A 16,502-nucleotide genomic window follows, 5' to 3' on the forward strand; every position below is an offset into this window, starting at 1 on the left:
ACCCCCCGGCCCCCTCTCCCTGTGCGCGGGAGAGGGGGGACACACGAGACTGTCGTTGCTCCCCCTCTCCCGCGCACAGGGAGAGGGGGCCGGGGGGTGAGGGCCTCCCGCGATGGGGGGTGAGGGCCTCTCGCGATGGGGGGTGAGGGCCTCCCGGGCCTGGGATGAGGTTACTCTCGCTTAGAAGTTCACCACCACGTTTGGCTCTTCGGTCAGGCTCGCGTAGTACGCCCAGCGCACCTGATACCCGACCATCGGCCCCTTGAACGAGGCGATGTCCTCCGAGCCGATCACCGCCGGCGTCCCGAGCTGCCGCGCCAGCAGGTTCGCGCGGGCCAGCCGCTCCAGGAAGATCGCGTTGATCGTCGCCTCTTCGACGGTCCGGCCGACCGCCACGATGCCATGATTCCGCAGGTGGCAGACGTCGCGCTCGCCGAGCGTCTCGGCCACCGCGTCGCCCAGCTCCTTCGAGGTGATCAGGCGCGGCGACTCGTAGATCGGCACGCCGTGCTCGACCAGCGGCGACTCGACGTGCAGCACCGGCAGGATCGGCGTCCCCGTGATGCCGAAGATGGTCGCGAGCGTCTGGTGGGTGTGGACCACGCCGCCGACATCCGGGCGGGCCTTGAGAATCGACGTGTGGATGTATCGCTCCGACGGCGGCGGGGCCGGGCCGTCGAGCATGTTGCCGTCGAGATCCACCGTCACCAGTTGATCGGGCGTGACGCCGTCCATGCCCTTCACGTCCTCGGAGTGGCGCGGCTTGATCAGCGCCGTGTCGGTGCCGGGGATGCGGGCGCTGGCGTGGCCCATGTAGTCCACGAGGCCGAGCCGGTAGAGGATCTTGCCGGCCATGACGACGCTCTCGCGGAGCTTCTGCTCCTCAGGGGAGATCGAGCGGGTTGCGCTCATCGGGAAGCCCTCCTTAGATCGGGAGACCTCTTCGGAACGCGGCCGAACTCTATGACGCGAACATCAACAGAATCAGGCCGTCAGCGGGCCAGCTCGGCGCGGGAGTCCGCCACCACGTGCGGAAACACCAGCGACTTGATCACGACGGGCACGACCTTCGCCTGCACCAGCAACTCGCCGATGTCGACGAAGTCCATCTCCTGCAATTCGATGCCGTCGATGGAGATCACGTCGTTCGTGATGCCGACATCCTCGCGCAGGATCGCCCCGACGTTCTTGCCGACGTCGCCGCTGAAGACCAGCACGATGGGCCGCCCGGCCGCGACGCTCCTGGGCAACGCCGCCACGATGCCATCGGCAAGCTCGCGGAGGCGCGCGTAGCTGGGCGTGCCCGCCCAGGACAACGCCAGCGCCACCGGATCCTCGCCCTCGGTCAGATCGAAGCGGCGGAACGCGTCGGCGATGGCCGCGACAAGCTGCTCCTTGCCGACGTCCTCGCGGACCGGCAGCCGTGGGAACAGTACCTGGAGGTTGTGAATCGGCAGCGTCCTCGGATCCGAGATCGAGATCGTGTTGCCGCTCACCTGGACGGTGAACTGGGACGCCCCGATCACCGTGGCCCGGATCCGCTGGCTGCCCTCGTGGATCGGCGCGGGCAGCTTGCCGCGGGCTGCGTGGCCCTGCATGGCCGCCGCCAGCGGCAGCGCCAGGTCGCCGAAGTCCCTGGTCTCCTGGTCGTACAGATACTCGGAGACGCCGCCAGACCACGTCACCGTGTCGATGGGCAGCGTCGACGCCAGCGGCGGGGTTACCCAGAGCTGCCGCCCCAGGTCAGAGAGCGTCTCACGGCGCATGGCCGCCAGCAGGCACGCCGCGAAGCCCTCGGCGATCCGTGCGCGGTCGGCGTCCGCCAGCGGCTCGTTCAGGTGGAGCGGCACGCCCAGGGCATCGGCCATCATGCGGGCGGCCGGCTCGATTCGGGTGACCCGCCCGTCCTGCCCAATGGCGATCAGCCGGCCGCCGACCTCCAATGAGGCCGTCTCCAGCACCTCGCCGCCGTGCACGATGGCGAGCTTGCTGGTCCCGCCGCCGATGTCGACGTTCAGGATCGTCTGGCCGCTCTCGCGGGACAGCGCGACTGCCCCCGAGCCGTGCGCCGCCATGACCGCTTCGAGGTTGTGGCCGGCCGAGGCGCACACGAACTTGCCGGCCTCGCTGGCAAACAGATCGGCAATGGCGCGGGCGTTGCTGCGCTTGAGCGCCTCGCCGGTCAGGATGATGGCGCCGGTGTCCACGTCGCCCGGCGAGAGGCCGGCCTCGGCGTACGCCCGGCGCACGAACGCCCCGAGCTGCTCGGCGTCGATGGTGTACTCCGGCGTGTACGGCGTCAGCAGGATCGGCGAGCTGTGGATCACCTCACGGCTGACGACGACGTACCGGCTCGACAGGTGCTGCCCCAGGCGGCGCAGCATCAGCTTCGAGAAGATCAGGTGGCTGGTGGACGAGCCAACGTCGATGCCGACGGTCGTCAGCTCGATACTGTCGCCCGAGTAAGCGTACGCCTCGGTGAGGGTGGCCGGGTCAAACCACTCGTCGTCATCCTCGCCGTGGTCGTGGATGTAGCCTGCCGAGCCGCCGCCCCCCAGCGGCATGCCCGGCAGACCATCGACGTGGTCGTGCTCTTCGTCGGTGTCGTGCATCTCGGCCGGCCTACATGTTGACCGTGACGCCGGCCTTCTCGCACGCTTCGAGGTACATCTTCCGCATGATCGGGTCTTCGTTCTCGAAGTCGATCTGGTCAATGCCGCCCTCCTCGCGCTGAATCGCCGTCGAGGCGTGGAAGGCGATGAAGCGGCACGGCTCGACGCCCGTGTTGTAGTGCTGGTGCCACTTGCCGGCGGCCGGCGACACCACCGTGCCCTCGTGCCACGGGAACGACTCCGGCTTGCCGCCCTCGTCCCACATCAGCGTGTAGCCCGTCGAGTCGAGCGTGTACACGTGCGCGCCGGGACCGTGGCGGTGGGCCTTCTTGTAGGTGCCGACCGGAAAGCGCGAGATGTGGGCGAACATCGAGCCCGCACCCATGTGGATGTACATGTTGCGGTTGCCCTTGCCACGCCGCTCGCGAGGCACGAGATTGATGGCGCGGATGTCCGGGATGAAGTTCGCGTGCAGGATGCCGCCGTAGTACTCGGTCAGGTACTGGCCGTCCCGCGAGAAGAACTCCTTGTCCTCCGGATCGAAGCGATCCTTGAAGGCGTGGTTCGTGTTGTAGATGAAGTCGTCGTCGCGGTACAGCTCGACGGCGACCGGCGCGCTGGTCAGCGAGAACATCCGGACCGGCTGGGTGCCGCTGGCGTTGAAGTGCTGGTACCAGGCGTTGAGCGGGATCGCGAAGAGGGCGGCCTTCTCCCACTCGAAGGTGTGCTTCGGGCCGTCGTTGTCGTACCAGATGGTGGTGGCGCCGCGCCCCTCCGAGATGAAGACCATCTCCTCGTACAGGTGGCGCTGCGGCTTGAGCTGGCTGCCTGGCGCGATCTCGACGATGTGGGCGTCGGCAACCATCTGATCGGAGAAGCTGAGGATCGCGCCCCGGCCGCCCTTGCGCTCCCACCAGCCCAGCTCGGCGGTCTTGACGTCCGGCACGTACTCGCCGCCGTGGATCGGCACGTTCTGGCGCTCGAGCCAGCGGCGGTACGGATCGTAGCGGTCCATCATGAACTGGACGTAAGGATGGACCTCGAACTCCTTGGTAGTCCTGGAAGCCATACACTCGCTCCACGGAGAAGGACGTAGGGCACGAGCAGGCCGAGACACGCCGCCGTGCGATCACATGCAAAATACCTCATGCACTGTTCAGGCGTCAACGCGACCGAGTTGTCAGTGGCGAGGGGTCAGTTCACAGTTCTCAGCTCTCAGTCCCCCGTCATCACCGCGCTCCACCCCCCAAACCCGAAACCCGAAGCCCAGAGCCCGCGACCTCGCCCGACCACGCCGACTGGAGCCGCGTGCCCGAACGCTGTATTCTTCATGCAATCCCCTGGTTCGGGCAGAGTCCGCCGTGTTTCCGCCGTGGGCGGCCCGCAGAAACGATTCAGTCGCAGGAGGCTTCTCTGTGAAGGTGCAGTTCGGGGTCCGCGTCCCCAACTCAGGTCCGTTGTCCAGCGTTGAGAACATGGTCCGCGCCGCCAAAGAGGCCGAGGAGATGGGCTTCGACTCCATCTGGCTCCACGACCATGTGGTCTGGAGCGGCGAGATGCACCGGCACCACATCTCCTCCGGCTCCGCCCACGCCATCAAGGACGACCAGAAGCCGGACTTCTTCGAGTCCGTCGCCGCGACCTCCTTCCTGGCCGCCCACACCAGCCGCGTCAAGATCGGCATCGCCTGCTTCGTGATGCCGTGCCGCAACCCGATCTTCCTGGCCAAGCAGACGGCCACCCTCGACCACCTGACCAACGGTCGGCTGATCGTCGGCATCGGCCTCGGCTCCAAGGCGTCGCTCGAGTCGAACGAGTTCGAGGTCTTCCAGGTTCCCTTCAAGAAGCGCGCCCCGCTCACCGACGAGTACACCGAGGCGATGCGGGCGATCTGGACTCAGGACAAGGCCACCTTCCACGGCCCCACCATCCAGTTCACCGACGCCGAGATGTTCCCGAAGCCGCTCCAGAAGCCGCACCCGCCGATCTGGGTCGGCGGCTGGACCGACAAGGCCGCCGAGCGCACGGCGAAGCTGGGCGACGGCTGGATTCCCGGCTGGCTCTCCCCGAGCGAGATGGCGCGCGGCGCGGGCATCCTCCGCGAGACGGCGAAGAGCGTGGGCCGCAACCCCGACGACATCACCATCGCCGTCGAGAAGCTGGCCTCCATCGCCGTCGACCGCGACACGGCGATGGCCCGCGCCCTGCCGACCGTCCGCACCAGCAGCAACACCTACGAGCGCGACGTGGACAACATCCAGTTCGCCCTGGACCGGCACATCTTCGGGTCTGTCGAGGATGTCCAACGGCGGGTCGAGGAGTTCGTGAACGCTGGCGTCTCCCACTTCGAGCTGAAGCTGATGTACAGCACGATGGACGAGCTGTCGGAGCAGATGACGCTCTGGGCCGAGCACATCATCCCGAACTTCAACTGACGACGGACCGGGCCGCCACCTGAACCCGTTCGTGGTGGCGGCCCACATCCCACGCACGCCTTGTTGTGCGTCGTTGCCTTGTCCAGGCCCAGACATCGCGGTAGGCTTCCCCACATCCTCATGACCGTCCCGGCCCCCGCCTCTACCCGCCTCCTCTTCGGCATCCCCCTTCCCGCGCTCCTCGTGGCCCTGGGGATCGTCCTCACCGTCTGCGGCATGAACGTCATCACGCCGCTGATCCCCGCCATTCAGGAAGAGCAGGGGATCGACTACGTGACGGCCGGCATCCTGGTGTCGGCGTTCGGGCTGGCGCGGCTCGCCGCCACGTTGCCGGTCGGCTTTCTCGAAGCGCGGATCGGCCGCCGGCGACTCGCGATCCTCGGGACAGCCATCCTGGTGGTCGGCTCGGTGGCGGCGGCGGTCGCCCCGACGTTCCAGGGCATCATCGTCAGCCGCGTCGTGATGGGCTTCGGCTCGTGCGTGCTGATCGTGATCAGCCTGACGGCCCTGGCCGATCTCGCCCGTGACGGCGCGCGCGCCCGCGTGATGATGCTGTTCACCTTCTCCAACAACCTCGGCATCGCCGCCTACCCGATGATCGGCGGCTTCATGGGGCAGGCGTTCGGGTGGCGCTCGACGATGCTGCTCAGCGGCGCGCTGGCGATCCTGGCCGGCCTGATCTTCCTGAAGGTGCTGCCGGAGGCCTCCGAGCGGACGCCGCGCAAGAGCAGCGGCGCGGCCAGCACCGGCCCCGAAGAGGCCGTCTCGCCGATGCGGATGGCGGCCATCATCGCCATCTACTTCGGCGTCGTGATCTACGTGACCAACCGGCTCGGCTTCCGCAACGCCGTGATGCCGCTGCTGGCGAACGACTCGATGGGCCTGACGCCGCTCCAGATCGCGACCGGGATCACCGTGTCGTCGGTGCTGGCGCTGACGGTGTCGGTCGGCGGCGCGATTGTTGCGGATCGCTGGAGCCGGCGCGGCGTCATCGTGGTCGGGTTCCTGGCGTTCGGGCTGGGCGAGCTGGCGTTCCTGGGCGCGTCGTCCTACACCACGTTCCTGCTCGCCTGCTTCCTGCTGGGCCTGTCTGACTTCTTCTCGGCCAGCCAGACGGCCGCGCTGACGGAGACGGTGCCGCCGTCGTGGCGGGGGCGGTCGCTGGGCATCTACCGCTTCTTCGTGGACCTCGGCGCGACGCTCGGCCCGACCGTCCTGGCGACGATCCTCCAGTTGAGCGGCCCGACCTGGACGATCCTGACGATGGTCATGCTGATGGCCATCGCAGCGGCCGGCGCGCTGCTCGGCGCGCTGGCCGACCGGCAGGTGCGGCTCCAGCGGGCCGGCCTAAAGCAGGCCGACGCCGTCAGCCGCTAGTCGGACCAGGCCATGCTGACCACGCACGAGAAAGCCTCCGCGCCATCGCTAGCCGCAGTGGCTCATGGAAGGCGACGGACGGATACAACCAAGCCGTCAGCTAGATCCCTTCGGCACTTCAGAGGGTCGGAGATCCTGAGTCTGGTTCAGGGTGCCCATCACCCGACTCCCGTGCTGGCGCAGGGTGAGAAGGTTGCGCGGCGCGCACTAACGCACTGCCGAGGTCAAGGCACCTGCGAAACCAGTTGACTGGCTGGACCACGTATAGCCGTTGTCGGATGAGTGACTGACACTGCCACCCGTGGGAATCCACCAACTCGACGGACTTGCCGACTCGAAACCCATACCGGCTGTCGGATTGACTGTCCCGGCCGCAGTGTATGTGACACCCCCGTTCTCTGACACATTGAGTCCCGCACCAGACCCGCCAGCGGATCCAGGACTATAGAAGACGAGGTGAGCCAATGAGTTACTGGCGAAATTTCCGTTGCCAGCATTACCGTAGCTGACCTGCGTTCCGGCCAAGGATGTCGGCGACGTTACGTCGATGCGATGGACTGGCCCGGAAGAATAGCCCATATACATGCGCGACTGGTCATAGCTCGGCCACAACCGGTAGCCTGGCCCGCCAGCGATGAAGGCGTAGCCGCCCCACCATGTCGCGCCGTCGTCGTCGGTATAGTGCATCAGCGTGTCACAGTTCGAGCCGTTTGAGTTCGATGTGGGGATCGTGCGACGGAACCAGACTCGAGTACTCCCGGGACCAGTCGGAAGCACGAAGCTATGCACTGAGCCCCACTGGTTCTTGTACCAGAAGCAGTGGGCTGGCACTTGGTACGATCCCAGCGCTGTCTGCGCCCAATTCCCGCCGTTCACCGACTTCCACAAGATGCCACCGGACAAGGCATATCGGGTATCAGAATCCGGACGAATTGCTATGGTGTTGGTTGATCCTGGTGTGTCAGTGATTTGCGTCCAGGTCAACCCGCTATCGGTCGATCGATATTCTTTCCGCGTTCCGGGAGATCCTGCTGTCCGTCCGATAATGTAGACCAAATGCGGTACTTGGGACGGAGCGAAGACCACGTCGACCTTCTGTAGATCGTGTCCGAGATTCGACTGGATCCATGTCGAAGAACCGTCCACGCCGCCGCGTGAAATGAGGCCGTCCCCATTTGTGCCGATGTATACAATACGATTCAAGCTACTCGGCGGTGGGCTAAGCCTGAATCGACCATTGCCGACGCGGAAGGTTTCACTTACACTCACTGGAACCGTGCTGTTCCGCGCTGCTGCGGCCAGTTGAGATCCGGTGAGTCCTGGCTGGCCTTGACGTAGTAAGGCAGCACCACCTGCCACCACAGGTGTCGAGGCCGAGGTACCCGTAAACGTTCGACCAGTGACGCTTATTCCCGTCAGCGTTACAAGATCCGGCTTGGGCCTGTTGTCAGTGGTCGGTCCACTTCCACTGTATGCTGCTACCTGATCAGTTGGCCCCTTTTCAATGGCACCGACCATCACGGCCCCGGATGCACTGGTGTCAGCAGGATGGAGTAGGCTGCCTGCAGGAAACTGAAGCTCCGGCACCATATAAGTGTCAGATGACGTGGAAAAGGCTAGATCGAAAACCATGTTGGCCGTTGGCCCTGCTTGCCATTTAATTTTGAAGAACTTTGCGAAGATGGGACTCGGCGGAGCGATATCTGGAATAATCTCAAGCGGATGCATCGCCGAAACTCCATCGACACAGTATTGTTGATCAATCGAACTACCAATCTCATTGAGTAACACATCATAGACGTACAGATCAAAGTCCGTGCAAGCAGCAGTCCAATCTGACATACCGTCAGAACCTGAATGGCGCCATCGTATCGCCATTGTGATCTTACCAGCCCCACCAGCCGTCAGACCAAGTTGGTTCCCATGATTTAATCCATCATTACCGGTAAAGTTCATCCATCCATCACTGTCGCTATCAACCCAGGGACCACTCCAGTGCCTTTGACCGTTGTTCGAAGTTCCTCCTACAAATGTCATCCCCAGAGCACTCGCCAAATTCACGGCATGGAGCGATCCGCCCACTGCGCCGTATCCATTTCCGGGTCCCTCGCCCTCGTCGTACAAGAATGCCATGGACATATTTATGATCTTCACACCCTTGCTATTTAAGCAATTTACGGCGGCCTCTAGCTGGCTTCTTCCTTCCACATACGCCAGGTAAAATTCAGCATCCGGGGCTATGGAATTGATTATCTCTGCTACGTCAGTTCCATGACGCTCACTCCCCCAAGATGTGGTCTCGCTACAACTCGTCATCTCTGTAGATATCGCGCCAAGATTTCTTGATCCATTAGTATAGTCATGAAATCCGCCATCGATTATACCTATCTTAACGCCAGTACCGGTAAAGTTATTGCCACTCCATATAGGGGCACCAATATCATTGAGCATCGCCTGATCGACCGTAGAAAGAATGGGGCGACTGGCACGATTGATCGAGACAATCGCGCTCTCCATTCCCAGCACCTCGATCTGGCGAAGTGGAACCATCGCCTCCAGATAGTCTTGCGTCCTGCCCACGACTCGAGACGAATACGCCTTTATGAGGCGCTCGACTTCAATTCCCCGGGTGGCTTGAGCACGAACCGAAACAAACACTGGTGAATTAAATGGAACGCCAAGAGACCGGGCCTCATGAGCCGGTATGAGGCCCTTCTCGGCCTTTATCATCTGCTCAAGCGTATGGCCGATTCGGTTTCGAACGGGCTTTCCAGATAGGAGAAGTCCGTTGCTGGCCTGACCTGGTACGCTCGGAGAGAGCGGCGAGTTAGGGGCTGGCACAGGCGACGCAAGTGGTCCGGTTGGCGCTGGCGATGCAAGAGGACGATTGGGCGATGGTGACGGACTTGGTGGAGTGCCCTGCATGATTGACCGAGACGAATCCTCCACTGTCTGAGGCCCGGCGTACGTTGACGGGACTGAACTCAAACAGAGCATGGATATGGTCAACGAGCCTATGACAAGCTGCCGCAGTTCGTTCCACCTACTCAACACGGTCAATCCCTTTATGGCAGAATCGGTGGTGTTTCAACCCTGACGCTGAGCACGTCTTCGTCGTTCGCAAGGTCACATAGGTCGCCGATCTGAACTCGACCGACGATGAATTGGTTTCGCGAGAAATGCACCTCAATATCGAACCGTTCAGTCACCGATGTATCAGTGCTCCTCAGTTGTATCCCTACGCGCGTTCGCTCGGCCTGGCTTTTTGAAAGCCGATACCGCGAGTAGAGGGCACTCTGTAGCCGTGGGCAGTCGCGAAAGTTGTCCTCACGTGTGGGTCCAGTTCCCGTACCCAAAAGCCGCATCAGAACATCGAATGCGCCGCCAAAATAGAGGACGCAAACAACAATTGCAGCACAACAGATCGTGACCACCGTCGGTCTAGTTGACATGATGCTTCCGCTCGAGTACGGGGTGCGGCAAGACCGTTCAACAGAGAGCGCACGAGTTCTTAGCCAACGCGAGGCGACTTACATTGCACGACACATAGAAGTACCGCATGACCGCAACGCAACGACGAACGCCGTCGCCTCAGATCACGACCCGGGTGCGTTGTGGACGGTGCCGCGCTGAAGGGGCCACACGCTTGATCACCATCTTCAACTCACCGACGTATTTTACAGAATCGATGGTAACGATACGACAGCGCCGAATCACTATCAATAGTGCAGGCAGGATTCAGGATATTCTTCCCAAGTTTGCACCACCAATTCTACTGTCGTAAGGGTGTCGGCGGGATGGGGCCTTCTCCAACACCAAGCCGGCGCTGAAGCGCTCCAACGCCACCGTAGGCTCACGTCCCGGGTAGATGCTCGCGGGAGAGCAGCCATGCTGACCGCAAACTCCGACCATCCTGCTGCGCCGTTGGCCTATCGCATCGTCCGCTCGATTCGGGCTGCCGAAGCTGGTGCCGTTTGGGTGCCCGAGTGGCGATACTATCCCTAGTGGGTCGGCAGGCGTCGATCGCAGGGTCGCTCGGTGCCCGTCTTCATCCCGACCGTAGCGAGGAACGAGCGGAGTGGAGGGATCCTTTCCAGGTGAGGCGCGACTGACGAGGAGGATCCCTCAACTGCGTTCGCACGCTCACGTCGCTCGGGATGACGCGGGTCGCGTCGGAAGTAGCCCATCTCGGTCGTTCACGACTGACAGGCCGCCAGGGCGCATCCAGGATCGGCCTCGGGAATGGAGCGCTCCCACGGGCGTTCCCCAGCGCGTTGCCTGGAGCAGTTCGCAGTTCTAGGATCTCACGCCAGCGTCTCGAGCACCAACTTCGCCACGATCTGCGCCTCGGCAACGATCTTCGAGAGCGGCAGATAGTCGATCCCCAACGGCCAGTCCCCGCCGCTGGCCCCGAACATGACGGACGGGATGCCATGCGAGGTCGGGCCGCCGGCGTCGTAGGTGCCGCCGGCGTAGAAGGTGCGGGCCGGCTCGCCGGTCACCGCCTGGTAGGCCGCCGACAGGTCCGTGATGAGCGGGTCGTTCGGGTCGATCAGCGAGGGCAGCATGTACACCCCGCGCTCGACGGTCACCTCGTAGGGGGCCACCTCGCCGATGGCCGCGCGGATCTCGGCCACCGCCTCGTCTGGATCGTCGCCCGGCAGCAGGCGGCGGTCCACCAACAGCTTCGCCGTCTCGGGCAGGGTGTGCGGCGCCAGCGGGTCATAGCTCACTTGATAGACCACCGCGTGCTGCCCGCCCAGGATCTCGTGCTGCTTCGTGAAGCGCATCGCCTTGATACGGTTGATGACCTCGTTCGCGCCGTCGATGGCGCTGTGGCCGAGGTGCGGCCGGCTGGAGTGGGTCGCCTTGCCCCGCACCGTGACGATGGCGTCCACCCGGCCACGGTTGCCCAACTGAATGCCAAAGTCCGACTTGGTCAGCAGGATGCAGGCGTCCGGCTTCCGATCCAGCGCCCCGACGATCGTGTTGGTGCAGGCGTGGCTGCTGCGGCCCTCGTTGTTGATCCCCAGGTAGAGCCGTCCGCGCAGGTCGATCCCCTCATCGCGCAGCAGCTTGAGGACGGTCAGCGCCACCGCCAGATGCGCCTTGTTCTGGCTGACCCCCTGCCCGAAGGCGCACGGCTCGTCGAAGCCGTAGGCCGCGCCGTTGGCGATCTTGCCGGGGAACGGGTCTGCCATCAGGTTGTGGTGCTGGGTCACGGTGTAGGTCAGCAACAGCAACGACCGCCCGCTCGTGCCCTGCCCGACCCGCGCCACGAGGTTGTTGCGGCCGGCGTCGATCAGGTCGTGCGCGCCGAGAGCGTACAGTTCCGGCCGCACGACCTCCTGCACGTAGTGCACGAGCTTCGGATCATCGGGCTCCATCAGCGTGGCGAGCCCGAGCGGCACGTCGGTGGGCACGGCCATCAGCCGCGGCAGCAGCGAGGTCAGGTACGCACGATCGATCGGTGGCAGGCTGCTCATCATCGCTCCGGGCCGGCGAGCCGGCTTGCAGTCGGCAACGGCGTTCAGTATATTGCATGCAATCTTCGAAAGACTATTGACGGGAGCGTGGTATGGGTGCAGTCGCGAAGCAGTACGGCCTGCTGCTTCCTCATTTTGGCGATCAGGCGTCGCGGGACAACCTGATCCGCGGCGCAAAGATGGCCGAGAGCTACGGCTTCGACTCCGTCTGGGTGCGCGATCATCTCGTCTTCCACCCACACGGCATGGAGGGCCAGGACCGGACGCACGTCGACCCCACCATCACCCTGGCGCTGATCGCGGGCGTCACCGAGAAGCTGATCCTCGGCACCGGCTCGCTGATCCCCTATCGCCACCCGATCAACATGGCGCTGGCGCTCTCGTCGCTGGAGTTCGTGGCGGGTCCGGGCCGCGTGATCGCCGGCTTCGGCATCGGCACCTTCGATCACGAGTTCACGGCGGCCGGCCTCGGCGGCATCGACCGCAAGGAGCTGCTCGAGGAGCAGGTCAAGGTCATGAACCTCGTCTGGAGCGGCGACGAGGTCAGCTTCGAGGGCAAGTACTACAACTTCACCGACGTGGACATTCACCCGTCGCCATCGGCCCCGGGCAGCATCCCGATCTGGTACTGCGGCAACTCGCCGGCCTCGGTGCGCCGCGCCGTCGAGTACTGCCAGGGCTGGATGCCGGGCCGCATCACCCTTCGCACCTTCGTCAAGCGCGTCGAGCGGATGCAGATGCTGGCCGAGCAGCACGGCAAGCCGATGCCGACGGCCGCCGCCATTCCGATCACTAGCCCGGCCAAGACCCGCGAGGCTGGCCTGGCAAAGGTCAACTGGCAGGGCATCCTGGCTGGCGCGGCCAAGGCCGGCTGGGTCACCCCGGCCTCGGGCGGCTGGACCGGCCCGGACGATCTCGAAGGCGCCATCATCGCTGGCGATCCGGACCACATCATCCAGGAGACGGTGAAGTACCACGAGGCTGGCCTCCAGCACATCGTGTACGACTTCCGCTTCCGCTTCGATGACTGGTTCGAGTGCATCCAGCTCATCGGCGAGGAAGTGCTGCCGAAGCTCCGGGCGATGGAGAGCTGAGCCGATCATGCAGACGATCCCGGTCGAGTTCCTGAGCGATGGCGTCACGCTGCGCGGCTTCCTGCGGACGCCTGACGTGCTCCCGGCCGAGCCGATGCCAGCCCTGGTCCAGGGGCCGGGCTGGCTCGGGATGGCCGAGGCCAAGAGCTACCTGTCCTGGCACGAAGGGCTGACGGCGGCGGGCTACGCCGTGCTGGCGTTCGACTATCGCGGCTTCGGCCGGAGCGATGGCGAGCGCGGCTGGGTCCGCCCCGACTGGCAGCTGAACGACTGGCTCAACGCCGTCACCTACCTGGAGACGCGCCCCGAGGTGAACCGGTACCGGCTGGGCGCGTTCGGCATCGGCGGAACGGGCGGCGGCAACGCCATCATGACGGCCGCCGTGGACAGCCGCATCAAGGCCGTAGTGGCGCAGTCCGTCGTCGCCGACGGCGAGGACTGGCTCCACCGCATGCGCCGCGAGTACGAGTGGGTGGCGTTCAAGCAGCGCGTGGAGGAGGATCGCCGCCGCTGGGTGTTGGAAGGCACCGGCGAGATGGTGGACCCCCGCCAGGATCTGATGGTCGAGACGCCGGAGCGCCGGCAGGTCGGCCACAAGCGCGACGTGGACGGTCTGATCGCTCCCGAGTTCTACCTCAAGAGCGCCGACTTCATCATGCGCTACCGGCCCATCGACGTCGTCGCGAAGATCGCCCCGCGCGCCCTGATGATCACCAGCGTGGTGGACGACGTCGTCACCCCGGAGGATCACGCCGTCGCGCTCTACGAGGCGGCCGGCGCCCCCAAGAAGATCATCCGGCAGGCCGAAACCACCCACTATCGCTCATACACCGAGTTCTATCCGGCCGTGATGCCGCAGATCGTCGACTGGTACAACCGCTATCTCGCCTACACGCCGATCCAGGCCCGTGAGACGGCGATCTCCACCGAGGAGGTCGTCTACCTGGAGCGGCCCGCGAAGGCCGAAGCATCCAGCTAGCGGAGGCGCGTCAGGGACGTTGCCGATGACACGTTCGCACGGATGACGGAGCCGGCGAGGGCAGACGCTGCCTCGCCGGCTCTCAACGCGTTCTGGCGCGTGCCTTGCACCCCCACGAGCGCAGGCCCATCCTGGCATTCCACCGCCTCTGCCCACCACACTCACTACCACGCCTGGGGGTCATCCGTGGCCGTCTCCACCGAATCGGCTGTGAAGCTCGCTACCCGCAACCTGTCCAAGTCGTTCGTACGCGGCGACGACGAGCTGCTGGTGCTCGACAACATCAACATCTCGGTGCGGGCCGGCGAGTTCGTGAGTCTGGTGGGGGCCAGCGGCTGCGGCAAGACGACGCTGCTGCGGATCGCGGACGGCCTGATCCCGCCGTCCGAGGGCGAGGTGCTGCTGAACGGCAAGCCGGTCCACGGGCCGTCAACGGACCGGGGCTTCGTGTTCCAGAGCGACAGCCTGCTGCCCTGGCGGACGGTCCTCGACAACGTGCTGTTCGGCCTGGAGCTGCAGCGCGTGCCGAAGAAGGAGGCCCAGGCCCGCGCCCGCGAGCTGATTGCGCTGGTCGGGCTGGAGGGCTTCGAGCACCATCACCCGCTGGAGATCTCGGGCGGCATGCGCCAGCGGGTCAACCTCGCCCGGGCGCTCGCCATCGACCCTGAGATCCTGCTGATGGACGAGCCGTTCGCTGCCCTGGACGCCCAGACCCGCGAGGTCATGCAGGGCGAGCTGCTGAAGGTCTGGGAGCAGCGGCAGAAGACCGTCATCTTCGTGACGCACCAGATCGACGAGGCCGTGCTGCTCTCCGACCGCGTCATCGTCCTGCGGGCGCGCCCCGGGCGGGTCAAGGAGGAGGTCGCCATCGACCTGCCACGCCCACGCCACCTGAAGGACAAGCGCTCAACCGCGTTTGTCCAGTACGTCGACCACATCTGGAGTCTGATCGAGAACGAAGTGGTCCAGAGCGTCAAGGCCGGCGAAGAGTAGCGCCGAGCAACCGCGCCGCCGCCGTGCGGACGCGCTGCCCGGCGGCTGTCCGGCCCGGCAGATGTCGCTCATCCTGCGTCAATCCTCCCCACACCCTCTGTGAAAACCTCTCTCGACGGCGCATCGTTCCAGCTTCCCGTTCCAGCTTCCTCAAGGAGGTCACCGTGTCCACCGTAGCTGACCGCTCACCCCTGTTCGGCCTGCGCCTGACCCGCCGACGCTGGCTGCTCGGCGTCACGGCCACGGCCGGCGCGATGCTGGCCGCCTGCCAGTCTGCGCCGGCCGCCGCCCCCACCACCGCCCCGAAGCCGGCCGAGGCCACCAAGCCGGCGGCTGCACCTGCCGCCTCGCCGGCCGCTCCAGCGGCCAGCCCGGCTGCCGCCAGCAGCCCAGCCGCGGCAGCCCCGGCCGCAAGCCCGGCCGCCTCTCCCGCGGCTTCGCCGGCCGCCGCCGCGCCGGCCTCGGCCCCGGCCGCCGCTGCGCCTGCTGCCGCCTCGAAGCCGGCCGGCCCGCTGGCAGCGTTCAAGCTGGCGGTCAGCGGCGAGGGTGAGCTGACGAACGGCCAGCAGAAGGCGACCAACTTCAACAAGGTGCCGAACGGCATCGCCATCGAGTCGCTGATCAAGGACGGCGTCAAGGTCGAGGCCTCGTACCTGAACGAGTCAGAGGCCCCGATGCAGGCCCTGATCCAGGGCAGCGTCCAGTTCGCGCACACCGCGTTCTCGTCGGCCATCTCGGCCATCGCGAAGGGCGCGCCCGTCAAGATCATCGCCTCGACGCGCCGCCCCGAGTACGTGATGGTGGCCCTCAAGGAGATGAAGACGGCCAAGGACTACGACGGCAAGCGGGTTGCCATCCACTCGAACGTGTCCAGCGTGGCCCTGATGACCCGCCTCTACCTCAAGGACGCCCCCGAGGCCAAGCCGAACATCATCGTCGTGCCCGGCTCCCCGAACCGCATCCAGGCGATGCTCGGCGGCCAGATCGATGCCAGCGTGGTCCAGCTTGGCGACGACGACGCCATCCTGAAGGCCCAACCGGACAAGTGGGCGGTCACCTTCAACTACGCCAAGGAGATGACCGACCTGCTGGACGCCGTGCTGGTGGTCCGCGACGACTTCCTCGCCGCGAACCGCCCGACGGTCGTCGAGTTCGTGAAGCGGCTGGTGGCGGCCCACAAGCAGGTCAACTCGAACTCGGCGTTCCTGATCGAGACGGCCAAGCGCATGGAAGTCGTGATCCCCAAGAGCGCGACCCTGGAGAACCACGCGCAGCGCTACGTCGATGCTGGCGTCTGGCCGAACGACGGCGGCCTGACCGAGAAGAACCTCCAGTTCAGCATCGGGGCCTCGAAGGATCTGGGCTTCTTCACGGAGGACGTGCCCATCGCCAAGGCCAGCGACCTGACGGTGCTGAAGGACGCGCTGGCGTAACAGGGGAGCGGGGGCAGGGCGATGGCATATTCGTCTGTGTTCCCGAAACGCCGTCAAGCGAGCGGTCGGGGACTGAAGTCCTCGCCCACCATA

The 16,502-nt window shown here is 65.1% G+C and carries 11 protein-coding genes; 6 read left to right on the forward strand and 5 right to left on the reverse strand.

All coding sequences use genetic code 11. The features are described from left to right. Positions 1-180: 180 nt before the first annotated feature. The 3 genes from IT306_13760 to IT306_13770 form a co-directional block, all read right to left on the reverse strand. Positions 181-912 (reverse strand): class II aldolase/adducin family protein, encoded by a 732-nt coding sequence (locus IT306_13760; protein MCC7369489.1) that lies wholly within the window; start codon positions 910-912, stop codon positions 181-183. Positions 913-992: 80 nt separating this feature from the next. Beyond that, positions 993-2,612 (reverse strand): ethanolamine ammonia-lyase reactivating factor EutA, encoded by a 1,620-nt coding sequence (locus tag IT306_13765; protein ID MCC7369490.1) that lies wholly within the window; start codon positions 2,610-2,612, stop codon positions 993-995. A 10-nt stretch (positions 2,613-2,622) separates the two neighbouring features. After that, a complete protein-coding gene (locus IT306_13770; protein ID MCC7369491.1) occupies positions 2,623-3,681 on the reverse strand; it encodes an ethanolamine ammonia lyase-activating protein in 1,059 nt (352 codons plus the stop codon). 346 nt (positions 3,682-4,027) lie between these two features. On the opposite strand from IT306_13770, the gene IT306_13775 reads away from it, so the two are divergent. Beyond that, a complete protein-coding gene (locus IT306_13775) occupies positions 4,028-5,047 on the forward strand; it encodes a TIGR03619 family F420-dependent LLM class oxidoreductase (protein ID MCC7369492.1) in 1,020 nt (339 codons plus the stop codon). A gap of 120 nt (positions 5,048-5,167) precedes the next feature. Continuing rightward, positions 5,168-6,424: an MFS transporter gene (locus tag IT306_13780; protein MCC7369493.1), complete on the forward strand. Its 1,257-nt coding sequence runs from the start codon at positions 5,168-5,170 to the stop codon at positions 6,422-6,424. Positions 6,425-6,631: 207 nt separating this feature from the next. Here the strand turns inward: IT306_13780 and IT306_13785 are convergent, their stop codons facing one another. Both IT306_13785 and IT306_13790 read right to left on the reverse strand, forming a co-directional pair. Further along, entirely contained in the window at positions 6,632-9,154 is a 2,523-nt protein-coding gene (locus IT306_13785; protein MCC7369494.1) for a S8 family serine peptidase, read from the reverse strand. A 1,574-nt stretch (positions 9,155-10,728) separates the two neighbouring features. Then, positions 10,729-11,910, reverse strand: coding sequence for a M20/M25/M40 family metallo-hydrolase (locus IT306_13790; protein ID MCC7369495.1), 1,182 nt, complete (start codon positions 11,908-11,910; stop codon positions 10,729-10,731). A 92-nt stretch (positions 11,911-12,002) separates the two neighbouring features. On the opposite strand from IT306_13790, the gene IT306_13795 reads away from it, so the two are divergent. From IT306_13795 to IT306_13810, 4 genes are all read left to right on the forward strand, one after another. Beyond that, complete coding sequence (locus IT306_13795) at positions 12,003-13,004, forward strand: LLM class flavin-dependent oxidoreductase (GenBank protein MCC7369496.1); 1,002 nt, start codon at positions 12,003-12,005, stop codon at positions 13,002-13,004. Between the two features lie 7 nt (positions 13,005-13,011). Next, positions 13,012-13,983, forward strand: coding sequence for an alpha/beta fold hydrolase (locus tag IT306_13800; GenBank protein ID MCC7369497.1), 972 nt, complete (start codon positions 13,012-13,014; stop codon positions 13,981-13,983). 42 nt (positions 13,984-14,025) lie between these two features. Continuing rightward, positions 14,026-14,976, forward strand: coding sequence for an ABC transporter ATP-binding protein (locus tag IT306_13805; protein ID MCC7369498.1), 951 nt, complete (start codon positions 14,026-14,028; stop codon positions 14,974-14,976). Between the two features lie 164 nt (positions 14,977-15,140). Beyond that, positions 15,141-16,409: an ABC transporter substrate-binding protein gene (locus IT306_13810; protein ID MCC7369499.1), complete on the forward strand. Its 1,269-nt coding sequence runs from the start codon at positions 15,141-15,143 to the stop codon at positions 16,407-16,409. Positions 16,410-16,502: the final 93 nt, after the last annotated feature.

The sequence above is a fragment of the Chloroflexota bacterium genome (assembly GCA_020850535.1).
Lineage (GTDB): Bacteria > Chloroflexota > UBA6077 > UBA6077 > JACCZL01 > JADZEM01.